Origin of the sequence: Pseudomonas sp. JS425 (assembly GCF_018223845.1) — a bacterium.
In the GTDB taxonomy this organism is placed as follows: domain Bacteria; phylum Pseudomonadota; class Gammaproteobacteria; order Pseudomonadales; family Pseudomonadaceae; genus Aquipseudomonas; species Aquipseudomonas asiatica.
The window spans coordinates 2397414-2410709 of sequence record NZ_CP073661.1 but is presented as its reverse complement, the minus strand read 5'-3'; the positions used below and the strand labels follow the sequence as shown (position 1 = coordinate 2410709).

At 64.4% G+C, this 13296-nt stretch carries 14 protein-coding genes; 8 read left to right on the top strand and 6 right to left on the bottom strand.

Translation table 11 applies throughout. From position 1 onward, the window contains the following. Positions 1-94: 94 nt before the first annotated feature. Both KDB76_RS11090 and KDB76_RS11085 read right to left on the bottom strand, forming a co-directional pair. Positions 95-817, bottom strand: a complete 723-nt coding sequence (locus tag KDB76_RS11090; protein ID WP_023662503.1) for a hypothetical protein — start codon at positions 815-817, stop codon at positions 95-97. A gap of 78 nt (positions 818-895) precedes the next feature. Further along, the gene (locus KDB76_RS11085; RefSeq protein ID WP_031325298.1) at positions 896-1198 is read right to left on the bottom strand and encodes a DUF3077 domain-containing protein; all 303 of its coding nucleotides are present in this window, start codon (positions 1196-1198) and stop codon (positions 896-898) included. A 197-nt stretch (positions 1199-1395) separates the two neighbouring features. On the opposite strand from KDB76_RS11085, the gene KDB76_RS11080 reads away from it, so the two are divergent. Then, positions 1396-2019: a glutathione S-transferase gene (locus KDB76_RS11080; RefSeq protein ID WP_038409278.1), complete on the top strand. Its 624-nt coding sequence runs from the start codon at positions 1396-1398 to the stop codon at positions 2017-2019. Between the two features lie 152 nt (positions 2020-2171). Here KDB76_RS11080 and KDB76_RS11075 read toward each other — a convergent pair whose 3' ends face one another. After that, a complete protein-coding gene (locus KDB76_RS11075; protein ID WP_013972030.1) occupies positions 2172-3347 on the bottom strand; it encodes an MFS transporter in 1176 nt (391 codons plus the stop codon). Positions 3348-3441: 94 nt separating this feature from the next. On the opposite strand from KDB76_RS11075, the gene KDB76_RS11070 reads away from it, so the two are divergent. From KDB76_RS11070 to KDB76_RS11060, 3 genes are all read left to right on the top strand, one after another. Then, positions 3442-4356: a LysR substrate-binding domain-containing protein gene (locus KDB76_RS11070; protein WP_024086760.1), complete on the top strand. Its 915-nt coding sequence runs from the start codon at positions 3442-3444 to the stop codon at positions 4354-4356. Positions 4357-4570: 214 nt separating this feature from the next. Continuing rightward, the gene (locus KDB76_RS11065; RefSeq protein WP_038409276.1) at positions 4571-5056 is read left to right on the top strand and encodes a DUF1543 domain-containing protein; all 486 of its coding nucleotides are present in this window, start codon (positions 4571-4573) and stop codon (positions 5054-5056) included. A gap of 84 nt (positions 5057-5140) precedes the next feature. Then, on the top strand, positions 5141-6127 hold the full coding sequence (locus KDB76_RS11060; protein WP_013972027.1) for a 5'-nucleotidase: 987 nt from the start codon (positions 5141-5143) through the stop codon (positions 6125-6127). 116 nt (positions 6128-6243) lie between these two features. On the opposite strand, the gene KDB76_RS11055 is transcribed toward KDB76_RS11060, so the two are convergent. After that, the gene (locus KDB76_RS11055) at positions 6244-6885 is read right to left on the bottom strand and encodes an HD domain-containing protein (protein WP_013972026.1); all 642 of its coding nucleotides are present in this window, start codon (positions 6883-6885) and stop codon (positions 6244-6246) included. A 130-nt stretch (positions 6886-7015) separates the two neighbouring features. Here KDB76_RS11055 and KDB76_RS11050 point away from each other — a divergent pair, with 130 nt between their 5' ends. Then, positions 7016-7987, top strand: a complete 972-nt coding sequence (locus tag KDB76_RS11050) for a helix-turn-helix domain-containing protein (RefSeq protein WP_024086758.1) — start codon at positions 7016-7018, stop codon at positions 7985-7987. Between the two features lie 80 nt (positions 7988-8067). On the opposite strand, the gene KDB76_RS11045 is transcribed toward KDB76_RS11050, so the two are convergent. Beyond that, positions 8068-8229 carry a hypothetical protein gene (locus KDB76_RS11045; protein ID WP_024086757.1) on the bottom strand — a complete coding sequence of 54 codons (162 nt, stop codon included), beginning with the start codon at positions 8227-8229 and terminating at the stop codon, positions 8068-8070. Between the two features lie 172 nt (positions 8230-8401). Next, entirely contained in the window at positions 8402-8848 is a 447-nt protein-coding gene (locus KDB76_RS11040; RefSeq protein ID WP_015269926.1) for a hypothetical protein, read from the bottom strand. Between the two features lie 166 nt (positions 8849-9014). On the opposite strand from KDB76_RS11040, the gene KDB76_RS11035 reads away from it, so the two are divergent. The 3 genes from KDB76_RS11035 (at position 9015) to KDB76_RS11025 (ending at position 13048) form a co-directional block, all read left to right on the top strand. Next, a complete protein-coding gene (locus KDB76_RS11035) occupies positions 9015-10772 on the top strand; it encodes an OPT family oligopeptide transporter (RefSeq protein ID WP_024086756.1) in 1758 nt (585 codons plus the stop codon). Between the two features lie 169 nt (positions 10773-10941). After that, positions 10942-12219: a bifunctional O-acetylhomoserine aminocarboxypropyltransferase/cysteine synthase gene (locus KDB76_RS11030; protein WP_013972022.1), complete on the top strand. Its 1278-nt coding sequence runs from the start codon at positions 10942-10944 to the stop codon at positions 12217-12219. A 64-nt stretch (positions 12220-12283) separates the two neighbouring features. Beyond that, positions 12284-13048, top strand: coding sequence for a hypothetical protein (locus tag KDB76_RS11025; RefSeq protein WP_038409274.1), 765 nt, complete (start codon positions 12284-12286; stop codon positions 13046-13048). Positions 13049-13296 lie beyond the last annotated feature (248 nt).

Genomic DNA, 13296 nt, shown 5'->3' with positions numbered 1-13296 from the left:
GGTCTTGTAATGCCGAGCACTATAGAGGGTTGTCAACGGGCGATTGTTGAGTTTGCGGCAAATGTCCTTTGCCCTGAAGACACGCCCGGCAAGCTCACGCCACGCGGCGACGCGACAGGCAGGCATACCCCAGGCCCAAAACGCTGGCCGCCAATACGCCCAGCAACATCATCAGCTCGCGGCTGTAGCGGGCCACCCAGGCCGGGATACCGATGACCTCGCGGTAAACCTGTATGTCAGCGTTGCCATCGGCGTGACTGATGCTGACCCCGCCCTGGCGGATCTGCGAATAGTCTGCATCGAAATACACCCATACCTTGCATACGCCACCCGGCTCGATGGTGGGGATGTCCGCTTGCATGGTAGAGGTTTCCACGATGGTGTCATTGCCAGCTGCATCGCGCACCTGCACCAGGCCTTTCGCCGGCAGGCGGATTTTCACCTGGCGTACCTGCGCATCACCACGGTTGCGCAGCTCGATGAGCAGACCGGTACGGTGATCGACCAGCCCGGCCTCGAAGGGCTTGGCGAACAGCTGGGCATACGGCGCCTGGGCCATTTCGATCAGCCGCTCGACCTGATCGTGGCTCAGCCCGCCCTCGCTGATGGCATTGATACGCCCCTGCAACTGCTCGTACTTGAGCTGTTCGCTGGCTTTGGTGATGCGTTCGCTGAACTGGCTGGGATAGGTGAGATAGGCATAGGTCAGCGATGCCTCCAGGCGCGGGTTGCCCCTGAGCAACCCATAGGCGGCCAGCAGGACCATCAGGCCAAGCAGCACGGCTACGAGGAGTTTCCCCACCTTGTCCCAGCTCAATGCGAACTTCCTTCTGTCGTGATACAGAGATTCAAACTGACCAAGGGTGCCAAGTTCATGGTCCCCAGGCAAGCCTGACTAAGGCTCCTGCTCGCCTCCCCGAGCCTGGCGCAACTGCTGCAACTGGCCGTCGATCAGCGCCTTGGCCATGCCTGCCAGGTAGTACGTGGCCTGCATCATCGCCTTGCGGTCACCGGGCCGGTCGATGGCCTTGCGGGTGAGTTCGGTAATGCAGCCCATGATGCTCGAGGCCTCCATCAATGCCGTGCGCATCGGCAACTGCGCGTTCATCTGCACCAGTTCGGCACCGCCGTTGCCAAAACGACCCGCTGCACGCACGACATTGAGATTGCCGCCTTCTTTCGGAGTGTCTTTGTCCATGTCCATTTCCTCGGGTTACGAGGGTGCCGAGACTAGGGCGCTGCCTGCCCCGCCACAATAACCTTGGGGGTGGAAAGGCTTACTTTCGGAAATGGACTACAAGAACCCTACAAAGAGGACGCTCCGCCACCACGCTGGCTCTTGACCGCCAAGCGGCAGTGACGGACGATCAATCCCCCCTCACAAGGATGAACACCATGCTACGGATATTGGGCAGAGCCTCCTCCATCAATGTACGAAAAGTCCTGTGGGCATGCGCCGAGTTCGAGGTCGCGTTCGAGCGCGAAGACTGGGGGGCGGGCTTCAAGCCCACGGACAGCGCCGAATTCCTTGCGTTGAACCCGAACGCCATGATCCCGGTGATCCAGGATGGCGATTTCACCCTGTGGGAATCCAACAGCATCATCCGCTACCTGGCCACGCGCTATGGTGCCACCGCGTTCTACCCGGGCGAGGCCCAGGCGCGGGCCAGGATCGACCAGTGGATCGACTGGCAGGCCTCGGACCTCAACCGTTCCTGGAGCTACGCGTTCATGTCGCTGGTCAGGCACTCGCCCACCCACCAGGACCCACAGGCCTTGGCCGCCGGCTGCGCGGACTGGGCGCGCTACATGCACATTCTCGACCGCCAGCTGGCAAGCACCGGTGCCTATGTGGCCGGCAGCCAGTTCACCCTGGCCGACATCCCCATTGGCCTGTCGGTCAACCGCTGGTTCGAAACGCCGTTAGAGCACCCGCACCTGCCGGCAGTGCGCGATTATTACGAGCGGCTGAGCGAGCGCCCGGCCTATCACCTGCATGGCCGTAACGGTACACCGTGATGGCAACAGATTGACGACCGGGGCAAGACCGTGGGGCTGCTTTGCAGCCCATCGCGACACAAGGCCGCTCCCACAAGTACTGCCAGCGCGTTCCCTGTGGGAGCGGCCTTGTGTCGCGAAAGGGGCGCAAAGCGCCCCCAGGATCTCAAGCCCTACACTGCTGCTCGATCCCCCAACGCCACCGCCCGCCCACGCCAGGCAAACATCAATACCATCACCAACCCAACCGCCGCCATCGCCGCCCCCGCCAGGGAAACCGCCGAATACCCAAGCCCCGCATTGATCACCGCCCCACCCAGCGCCGCACCAATCGCGTTACCCAGGTTGAACGCCCCGATATTCACCGCCGACGCCAGGTTGGGCGCATCCTTGGCCGCCTCCATCACCCGCATCTGCAGCGGCGGCACCAGGGCAAAGCTGGCAGCGCCCCATACCAGGATCGCCAGCGCAGTCGGCAGCGGCCAGTCCATCACCAGCGGGAACACCAGCAACACCGCAATCAGCACGGCCAGCGACAGCATCAGGGTACGGTCGATCGAGCGGTCCGCCGCCTTGCCACCCCACACGTTGCCCAAGGTCAGGCCGACACCGAACAACACCAGCATGGCCGTGACGAAGGTGGTGGACGCTGCCGCCTCGCTCTGCAGGATCGGCGCGATATAGGTGAATACCGTGAACATCGCACTGGAGCCCACCACGGTCAGCAGCAATGCCGCCAGCACCGGCCCGCGGCCCAGCACGCGGATTTCGGCCATGGCCCCACCAGCCTTGGGCGACGGCACATTAGGCAGTGCGTACCAAAGGGTGGTCATTGCCACCAGGCCGAGCCCGGCGATGCCCCAGAAGGCCGTGCGCCAGCCCAGCATTTCACCGAACCAGGTCGCCAGCGGCACACCGCCGATGGTGGCCAGGGTCAACCCCATGAACATGGCGGCCACGGCCCCGGCGCGCTTCTCGGGCGGCACCACGCTGGCCGCGACGATCGAGCCGATGCCGAAGAACGCACCGTGGTTCAGCGAGGTGACCACACGGGCGACCAGCAGGCTGGCATAGTCGCTGGCCAGGGCCGACATCAGGTTGCCGAGGGTGAAGATGGCCATCAACCCGATCAGCAGGTAACGCCGCGGGATCTTCACCGTGGCCAGGGTCATCAGCGGTGCACCGATAAGCACACCGATCGCATAGGCACTGACCAACAGCCCGGCTGCGGGGATGGAGACGCCCAGGTCGGTGGCGATGCTGGGTAACATGCCCATGGGGGCAAACTCGGTGACACCGATGCCGAAGGCACCGATGGCGAGCGCGACAAGAGGTGGATTGATACGCATGGCAAGCTCCTTATCTGTGCTGCAAATGCTACGATCCGAAGCTGAGCCGCACTAGACTGCATTTTTGCGAACCACCTTTGCTCAAGAGGCACAAATGGACTTCAGTGGAAGATCCGGAGAGATGGAAATCTTTGCCAAGGTGGCCCAGGAGGGCAGCCTGTCCGCCGCCGCCCGCGCGCTGGGCCTGACGCCGTCGGCGGTGAGCCGCATCCTCGCGCGGACCGAACAGCGCCTGGGCACCCGCCTGCTGCTGCGCACCACTCGGGCGATCACCCTCACGCCCGAGGGCGAAGCGTATCTGCGCGGTGCACGGCGGGTGCTGGCCGACATGCTCGAAGTGGAAGAGGCCATCACCGACCAGGGTGTGCCCCGCGGGCGCTTGCGGGTCAGCGCAGCGCTGGGCCATGGCCGGCTGACCGTGGTGCCGCTGCTGGCGGCGTTCAGCGCGCGCTACCCGCAGGTGCTGGTCGATCTTACCCTCAGCGACGAAGTGGCCGACATTCTCGGCGGCCAGGCCGATGTGGCGCTGCGCTTCGGCCACCTGCCAGACAGCTCGTTGAGCGCCCGTGCCATTGGCGAAACCGGCCAGGTGATCGTCGCCTCGCCCGAGTACCTGGCGCGCTGCGGTACGCCGCTTGTGCCAGAGGACCTGGCCCGGCACAACTGCCTGCGTTTCAACTTCCGCCGCGCCGCACCCGACTGGCCGTTCCGTCGCGACGGGCAGGCATTCTCGTTGAAGGTGACGGGCAATATCGAATGCAGCAGCGGCGAGGCCCTGGCGCAGTTGGCCAGGCTCGGCGCCGGCGTGGCGCGCATCGGTACCTTTACCGTGGCCGATGACCTGGCCAACGGGCAGCTGGTGCCGTTGCTGGAGGCGTACAACCCCGGTGATCGCGAGCCGATCCATGCGGTGTTCGTCGGCGGCCCGGCGATGCCGGCGCGGGTGCGGGTGTTCGTGGATTTTCTGGTAGAGCAACTGTCAGGCCGGAGCTGTCGCGCAGAGAACTGAATGCGCAAACGGTACGCGTACCCTGTGGGAGCGGCTTTAGCCGCGAAGAATCCAACACAGTGCCTGGCACCGGCTGCGCCGGTGTTCGCGGCTAAAGCCGCTCCCACAGGGGCCCTGCTAATTCAGTGAGTCCTGTGCAGTTCCATGAAAGCGGCATCCGCGAATCAGGCAGTACAATGCCGCATTCTTACGTTAGCCCCGCAAAGGACCGCCCATGCTTTACGTCGTCATGCTCGGAGGCCGCCACCCAGGCGCCAAGATCGAAGTTCACGATGTGGTGTTCGCCCTGGCCGACACCTTCGAACAGGCCTACCCGCAGTTGCGCCAAGCCTGGTTCGGCAGCCCGAAAGGTTTGCACATCGATTCATGGCTGGAAGTGCATGGTGTCGACGGCCAGCGCATCGAACTGCGCCCGCACGCCCCCGCCCCCGGTGCGCTGCGCCTGTACTTCATCAACCTCGGTGGTTATGAACGCGAAGTATTCGGCGAGGCCCACCGCTACCTGCTGGTCACCGCCCACAGCAAGACCGAGGCCCTGGGCAAGCAACGCATGCAGGCGGACTGGCTGAAGCCGCATACCGATGCCTTGCTGGATGTCGACGACTGCCTGGCGATCGACCAGGTGGCAGGGCAGTTCGTGCACCTGGTCGAAGGGGCGCATGAGCCGCTGATGGTGCGTAGTGACTACATCCTCATCTGATGCCGATAGCGCCTGTGGGTACTGAGGGCTTTCGTCACAGCGCACGGGTACACTTGCCTTCAGCTCACGCTCAGGAGTTGTTTCATGCCCTACCCCATCGAACAGAAACTGGTCATCGGCGTTGCTTCGAGTGCGCTGTTCGACCTCACCGTCTCGGACGACATCTACCAGACCGAGGGCGTCGAGGCTTACCGTCAGCACCAGCAGCAGAACCTGGACGAGCCCTTCCCCAAGGGCGTGGCGTTCCCGTTCATTCGCCGCTTCCTGAGCATCAACCAGGCCTTCCCCGAGCAGTTGCCGGTGGAGGTGGTGCTGCTGTCGCGCAATTCGCCGGAGACCGGCCTGCGGGTGTTTCGCTCGATCAACCACTACCAGCTGGACATCACCCGCGCGGCATTCATGTCGGGCCGCTCGCCCTACGAGTACATCCCGGCGTTCAATGCCTCGCTGTTCCTAAGTGCCAACGAGGAAGATGTACAGAAAGCCATCGACGCCAACTACCCCGCCGGGCGGGTGCTGCCGACACGCATCTACGATGACGAGATCGACACCGAATTGCGGGTGGCCTTCGACTTTGACGGGGTGATTGCCGATGACGAGGCCGAGCGCGTGTACAAGCGCGACGACAACCTGGACGAGTTTCAGGAGCATGAACGTGTGCGCAAGGGGATCCCGCATTCGCCGGGGCCCTTGGCGGACCTGTACCGCAAGCTTTCGCTGATTCGCATGCTCGAGGACCGCAAGTTGGCCGAAGACCCGGCGTACAAGCGCATCTTGCGGATCGCCATCGTGACGGCGCGCAATGCCCCTTCGCATGAGCGGGTGGTGACGACGCTGAAGGACTGGGGCGTATCGCCGGACGAGTGCTTCTTTCTAGGCGGGATGGAGAAACCCAGGGTGCTGTCGATACTGAAGCCACATGTGTTCTTTGATGACCAGCGCAGCCACCTGCAGTCACCGGCGGGGGACTTGCCGATGGTGCATGTGCCGTTCGGGGTGGCGAATCGCGAGCGCTCGGCGGCGGACTCTGCGCTCGACGTGCCAGCTCCCACTTCGAGAGCACCGGTTTGATCTGATGCGCAACCTGTGGGAGCGGGCACGCCCGCGAAGGGCCGCAAAGCGGCCCCAATCTGTTTAGCTGACAGGCACCAGGGCCTGCCAACACCGGCAGCACCAGCCCGCTTTACTCAGCTCGCCCAGCAGGACTGCCGAATGACGCTGCAGAAATTCCCAGGCCGGAATGCAGGCTCCTTGTCCGCGATCACATCCGCCTTCACGTTGCCAAACGTGGTCTGCGGCTTGTGCCGGATGCCGTCGTAAAACGCCTGGATGATCGCCTCCTTGAACCGCTCCCCACGCGGGTGCGCCTGGACCACGGCATCCCGCGCGGCAATCCCCAGCCCATCGTGGTGCAGCCCCAGCACATCCGTCTCTACCCCCGCCGTGACCAGGGCGATCAGCGGGTGCATGTGCTCTGGAATGCCCGGCGTGGTATGCAGCGCGATCGCCGTCCACACACGCTCGACATCGCGCTCGTCCACGCCGTGGCGCTGGAGGAAATCGCGCGCCGCATTGGCACCGTCCACCTCGAAGCGGCAGCAATCGCTGCTGTGCTGATGGGTCAGGCCCATGTCATGGAACATGCAGCCTGCGTACAACAGTTCACTGTCGTAACGCAGCCCCAGCCGCTGCCCGGCAAGGGCCGCGAAGTAGAACACCCGGCTGGAGTGGTGGAACAGCAAAGGGGAAGCCGTGTCACGGACGAGCTCGGTGATTTCCCGAGCCATGGCGCTGTCGGGCACCTGGATACCGGCGATGGATGAAGACATGGTCGCTCCTGGGTGGGTTGATGACGAGCCCAGTCTGCGGTCGTGGGCCAATGTCCTCAATTGACTTGTACAGCCAAATACTGCCATTGTCGGCGGATTACGGACTTGCGGCGCAACGCCCGGAGCCACCATGCCCTCTGCCCCCATCACGGTCGCCATACTGGCCATGCCCGGCGTACAACTGCTGGATGCCTGCGGCCCGCTCGATGTATTCGCAGAAGCCAACCGTCAGGCCGGCCGTGAAGCCTATCGCCTGCTGTTGCTGGCCTGCGAACCGGGGCCGCTGGTGAGCTCTTCCGGTACGCGCCTGGTCGCCGACGGCTGGATCGGCGAAGACCTGGAAGCCATCGACACCTTGCTGGTCGCCGGCACACCGCAGGCTGCCGAGCAATACCTGCGCCCCGGCATTCTCGACTGGCTGCGGCAACGCGCGGGCGCTTGCCGGCGTTACGGCTCGGTGTGCACGGGGGCGTTTGCCCTGGCGGCTGCCGGGTTGCTGGATGACCGGCGTGTGACCACCCATTGGGCCGTGGCGCAGCCGTTGGCCGAGCGTTATCCGCGGGTACAGGTGGATGCCGATGCCATTCAGGTGCATGACGGCAACCTGCGTACCGCTGCGGGGGTAACGGCCGGGCTGGACCTGGCACTGGCCCTGGTGGAAGAAGACCTGGGGCGGGATATTGCCAAGCAGGTTGCCGGGCATCTGGTGATGTACTTCAAGCGGCCTGGCGGGCAGCTGCAGTTCAGCCGGCAAGGTGGGACATCACCGGTCGGGCGTTCGGCATTGCAGGGGTTGCAGCGTTACGTGGCCGCCAACCCTGCACTGGACCACGGGGTTGCCAGCCTGGCTGCGCGGGTTGGGCTGAGCCCGAGGCATTTTGCACGGGTGTTTCAGAGTGATGTGGGCATGACCCCGGCCGCATGGGTGGAGCTGGCGCGGGTGAATGCTGCGCGGGCGCGGCTGGAGGCTGGGCGAGAGGCACCGAAGCAGGTGGCGGCGCTGTGCGGGTTTGCCAATGCAGATACGTTGCGGCGGGCGTTCGTGAAACATGTGGGGGTTACGCCGGCGGAGTATCGCAAGCGGTTTGGGCGGTCGGGATGAAATGAACCGTGTTATGTGCGCTCGCGCCGGGTACGCTTTAGCGTCCCGGCCGAGGCTGTGCGCTCCATCGCTAGGTCAGCTTAGCGAGGGCCACCGCCCTGATGGCCGCCAAAGCCACCGCCGCCACCGTGGCCACCACCATGACCACCGCCACCACCCGGCGGCATGAACATCCAGCAGCCTGACAAGGCCGATACCAGCGCCGCAACCAGGGCTGCGCGGAAAAGGTGTTTCGACTTCATTGGAACGCTCCACAAGGCTAGATCTGCTGCCTGCCATTACCAGGTTCGGCAGCGGGCGGATTCTAGAGTGACAGCGTGATGGCCTAGGGATACTTTGCATATCTTTACAGTCGTACTGGCAATCGGGGAGGACCGTTGCCTGTGATTGCGGCTTGCATGCCTGTAGAGCAGGCTAGCCCATCCGCCAATCATCGCCCGGCATGATACGCCGCATGAACTCATCGAAAAGCGGCACAGTGAACGCCGTATCACCGTGGTTCGGGCTGTAGATCATCCCTTTCTCGATCAATGCACTGCGCAGTGGTGCGAGCGTGGAAACCTTCCGCGCCAGGCTGGCCGCGATATCACCAGAACGATGAGGGCCGGCCCCCAGATCCGCCATGCCACGCAGGTACTTCTTTTCCGCAAGCGTAAGGCGGTCAAAGCGCACCCGGAAGAAGCTCTCATCCAGTGTGGCAATCGCCTGCTCTGAAGCGGTTTCGACATCAGCGCTGGTGATGGGGCTCTGCGAGGCTACATCCCATGAGTGCTTGCCCCACTCCTGACTTATACCAAGATTAGGAAAGTTATCGAATTTAGATAACTTCACTAATCTCTCTTGATTCGGCAGTGTCAGCAAGAGCGGGCCCCTGTGCGCAGCACTTTTCTTGAGACCCGCCGGTGTAACCGCTAGCACTTCCGGGCTATTGCCGGACACCTTTCACAACCAGAAGCGACAGTGAACCTTTGTGGCAGCAGTGGCTCAGTTGTGCAAAGCGCGCTTACCACTCCGACAAGGGATTGCCATGAGAGATGCCCCCTCCACCGCCCTTCCCCAGGCTCGCATCGAACGTGAACTAAGCCCGCGGGCGGTGCTCACCGGCGTAGTGCTGGGCATTCTGCTGACACCCTCGAATGTATACGCGGGCCTTCGGATCGGCTGGTCGTTCAACATGTCGATCATCGCCTTGCTGGTCGGCTTCACCCTGTGGCAGGGCCTGGCGGGGCGCAGCAAGGGCCGGCCCGCATGGACGTTGCACGAAAGCAACATCAACCAGACAGTGGCCTCGGCCGCCGCTTCCATCGTTTCTGGCGGGCTGGTCGCGCCGATCCCCGCCTATACCCTGCTCACCGGTCACCAGCTGGACCCACTGCCGATGATGGCCTGGGTGTTCTCCGTGAGCTTCCTGGGCATCTGGATTGCCTGGTATCTGCGCCCCGCCCTGCTCGATGACCATGGCCTGAAGTTCCCTGAGGGCATGGCGACCCTGGAGACATTGCAGCAGATCTACCGCCACGGCCACGAAGCCATGATGCGGATAAAGGTGCTGTGCAGCGCCGCGTTGCTGTCGGGGCTGGTGAAGTGGATTGACGGGTTTGTCTGGACGATACCGCGCTGGGCACCCTCGCCTGTGCTCGAGCGCCTGACCTTCACGCTCGACCCTTCGCTGATGCTGGTCGGCTTCGGCGGCATCATCGGCATCCGCGTGGGCCTGACGCTGCTGTTCGGCGCCGCGCTGGCCTGGGGCGGGCTGGCACCGTGGCTGATCGACCATGCCCTGGTGGTATTGGCCCCGAACGCCAGCGGCCCACAGTTCGCCGCCCTGGTGGAATGGCTGTTGTGGCCGGGCGTCAGCCTGATGGTATGCGCAACCCTGACGTCATTGTCGGTCCGCCTGTTGCAAATGCCCCGGCAGAGGCCCACCGCCCCGCTGGCAAGTCGGGCAGCGCACACCCGTGGGCGGTTTCCCCTGGCACCTGCGTGCGGGCTGTTATTGTCCATTACGCTGGTGGTGGCGTTACAGGCGTTGCTGTTCGGCATCGACTGGTGGATGGCGCTGTTGAGCATTCCCTTGGCGATATGCCTTGCGGTGGTCGCCGCGCGCGTGGTCGGCGCCACCGGTATTGCGCCGATCGGCGCCATCGGCAAGCTGTCGCAGCTCAGCTTTGGCCTGGTCGCCCCGGGCCAGGTGGCCATCAACCTGATGAGCGCCAACACTGCCGGCGGCGCGGCCGGGCAAGCCACCGACCTGATGAACGACTTCAAGGTTGGCCAGGCGATCGGCACCACGCCACACAAGCAACTGATTGCACAGTGCCTGGGCATCCTCATCGGCAGCGTGGTGGGCGTGCTGGTGTACCTGGTGCTGATTCCCGATCCGCAGACCCTGCTGCTCACCGAGCAATGGCCCGCACCGGCCGTGGCAACCTGGAAGGCCGTGGCCCAGACCCTGATGCAGGGGCTGGGGGCGCTGTCGCCGGAGCTGCGCTGGGCGATCGTGGCCGGCAGCGCGGCAGGCGTCCTGCTGGGCACGCTGGACAGCCTGCTGCCGCAATGGGTAGCGCGTTGGCTGCCGAGTACCGGCGCACTGGGGCTGGCGTTCATACTGCCGGCATCGATCAGCATGATGATGGGGCTCGGCGCGGTGGTCACCTGGCTGGTCGGTTGCCGTTGGCCGAGCGTTACAGAGCGGTTTGCGATCACGGCCGCAGCGGGGCTGATTGCCGGGGAAAGCATTACCGGGGTGGCGGCATCGTTCTGGGAGATGGTGCGAATGCTGTAGCGGTTGGCATGGCGGGGCCATGCTGCACCGGCGCGCCATTTACAACGTTCTAACGCGCCCTTGAACGCGATGGGCTGTTGTCGAGCAGCCCATCGCGGTTTCACCCTTGACCCACACCCTCCACCCACCACATGCTCGATCGCTCCACCCACGCTCAAGGAACGATTGCATGAAGCTGGAAACCCTCGCTATCCACGCAGGCTTCAGCCCCGACCCGACCACCCGGGCAGTGGCCGTACCGATCTACCAGACCACTTCCTTCGCCTTCGACGATACCCAACACGGCGCCGACCTGTTCGACCTGAAGGTGGCCGGCAACATCTACTCGCGCATCATGAACCCCACCAACGACGTGCTCGAGCAGCGCATGGCCGCCCTGGAGGGCGGGGTTGGCGCGCTGGCGGTGGCCTCGGGCATGGCGGCCATCACCTACGCCATCCAGACCGTCGCCGAGGCCGGCGACAACATTGTCTCGGTGGCCAAGCTGTACGGCGGCACCTACAACCTGCTGGCCCACACCCTGCCACGCATGGGCATCCATACCCGCTTCGCCGCCCATGACGACATCGCCGCCCTCGAAGCGCTGATCGATTCGCGCACCAAGGCGGTGTTCTGCGAGTCCATCGGCAACCCTGCCGGCAATATCGTCGACATCGCCGCGCTGGCCGAGGCCGCCCACCGCCATGGTGTGCCGCTGATCGTCGACAACACCGTGGCCACCCCGGTGCTGTGCCGGCCGTTCGAGCACGGTGCCGATATCGTCGTGCACTCGCTGACCAAGTACATCGGCGGCCATGGCACCAGCATCGGCGGCATCGTCATCGACTCCGGCAAGTTCCCCTGGGCGGACAACAAGGAGCGCTTCGCCCTGCTCAACACCCCCGACCCGTCCTACCATGGTGTCACTTACACCGAAGCCTTCGGCCCCGCCGCCTTCATCGGCCGCTGCCGCGTGGTGCCATTGCGCAATACTGGCGCGGCGCTGTCGCCGTTCAACGCCTTCCTGATCCTGCAAGGCCTGGAAACCTTGGCATTGCGCATGGAACGCCACACCGAGAACGCGCTGAAGGTCGCCCGTTACCTGCAAGCCCACGAGCAGGTAGCGTGGGTGAAATATGCAGGGCTGCCTGACCACCCCGAGCATGAACTGGCCCAGCGCTACACCGGCGGCAAACCAGCGTCGATCCTGTCGTTCGGCATCAAGGGCGGCCAGGCGGCCGGTGCGCGCTTCATCGATGCGTTGCAGCTGGTGGTGCGCCTGGTGAACATCGGCGACGCCAAGTCGCTGGCCTGCCACCCCGCCTCTACCACCCACCGCCAGCTCAATGACGAGGAGCTGGAAAAGGCCGGCGTGCCACGGGACATGGTGCGCCTGTCGATCGGCATCGAGCACAGCGACGATATCATCGCCGACCTGGCCCAGGCGCTGGAGGCCAGCCGCGGTTGATTCATCTGCGCCCTACCCAATGCCTACGGCGGGCGCACCTTTCGCACATCTGGATAGCCCTGCGATGACCCTGTTCTACCTCAAGCTGATCGTCACCCCGCTCCTGATGTGGGCCATCTCCCTCGCCTCGCGTCGCTGGGGTGGCCTGCTCGGCGGGTTGCTGTCCGGCCTGCCGATCACTTCGGCCTTGGTAATGACCTTCCTGTGCCTGGAACAGGGCACGGCCTTTGCCTTGGGTGCGGTGCCCGGCGCGCTGGGCGGCCTGGCGGCGGTGCAGGCCACGTACACCTTCTACCTGTTCGCCACACGCAGGCTCGGCATCGGCTGGGCTGTATTGCTGGCGATGTTGTTCTATGGCGTCGCGGCCTACGCGTTTACACACGGGGGCAACCTGTACCTGTCGATTGCCGTGGCGCTGGTGCTGATCGGCGTGCTGATACGCGCCAGCGGCCGCGAGCCCAGGCCGGACACCCTGGTCCGGCCCCGGCATCGATTTTGGGAAATCCCTCTGCGCATGGTGTCTGCCACTTCGTTGCTGATGATCACCACAAGCCTGGCCAACTGGCTGGGCCCGGCGACCAGCGGGATGCTGGCGCCGATCCCGGTGATTGCCTGGCCGCTAGTGGTGTTCGCCCATGTGCAGACTGGCCGTGCAGGAATGGCGGCGATGGTGCGGGGCAATGCGATCGGGGCGGTGGGGGTGATTGCGTTTTATCTGGTATTGGCAGGGCTGCTCGATGCCTGGGGTGTCGCAATCGCCATCAGCCTGGCCATGCTTTGTGCCGTGGTCCTGACCGTGGGGCTGGCGGCTGCGTTGCGACGGGGGTGATACACCGGCGCGCATGCCAGGGGGCTGCTGCGCAGCCCATCGCAGGCAAGCCAGCTCCTACAGGATCACTACAACCTTCAAGGCAGATGCAGTACCTGTGGGAGCTGGCGTGCCCGCGAACACCGGCGTAGCCGGTGCCAGCCACCGCGCTGGATTCTTCGCGGGCTTGCCCGCTCCCACAGGATCACCACAACCTTCAAGGCAGCCACAGGATCACCACAACCTTCAAGGCAGCCGCAGTACCTGTG

Bases quoted from the DNA above. Each gene is read 5' to 3' on its own strand.
- KDB76_RS11035 (WP_024086756.1), top strand. From the start codon at position 9,015: ATGAGAGATGCCCCCTCCACCGCCCTTCCCCAGGCTCGCATCGAACGT.
- KDB76_RS11055 (WP_013972026.1), bottom strand. From the start codon at position 6,885: ATGTCTTCATCCATCGCCGGTATCCAGGTGCCCGACAGCGCCATGGCT.
- KDB76_RS11065 (WP_038409276.1), top strand. From the start codon at position 4,571: ATGCTTTACGTCGTCATGCTCGGAGGCCGCCACCCAGGCGCCAAGATC.
- KDB76_RS11070 (WP_024086760.1), top strand. From the start codon at position 3,442: ATGGACTTCAGTGGAAGATCCGGAGAGATGGAAATCTTTGCCAAGGTG.
- KDB76_RS11075 (WP_013972030.1), bottom strand. From the start codon at position 3,347: ATGCGTATCAATCCACCTCTTGTCGCGCTCGCCATCGGTGCCTTCGGC.
- KDB76_RS11045 (WP_024086757.1), bottom strand. From the start codon at position 8,229: ATGAAGTCGAAACACCTTTTCCGCGCAGCCCTGGTTGCGGCGCTGGTA.
- KDB76_RS11050 (WP_024086758.1), top strand. From the start codon at position 7,016: ATGCCCTCTGCCCCCATCACGGTCGCCATACTGGCCATGCCCGGCGTA.
- KDB76_RS11085 (WP_031325298.1), bottom strand. From the start codon at position 1,198: ATGGACAAAGACACTCCGAAAGAAGGCGGCAATCTCAATGTCGTGCGT.
- KDB76_RS11025 (WP_038409274.1), top strand. From the start codon at position 12,284: ATGACCCTGTTCTACCTCAAGCTGATCGTCACCCCGCTCCTGATGTGG.
- KDB76_RS11060 (WP_013972027.1), top strand. From the start codon at position 5,141: ATGCCCTACCCCATCGAACAGAAACTGGTCATCGGCGTTGCTTCGAGT.
- KDB76_RS11030 (WP_013972022.1), top strand. From the start codon at position 10,942: ATGAAGCTGGAAACCCTCGCTATCCACGCAGGCTTCAGCCCCGACCCG.
- KDB76_RS11080 (WP_038409278.1), top strand. From the start codon at position 1,396: ATGCTACGGATATTGGGCAGAGCCTCCTCCATCAATGTACGAAAAGTC.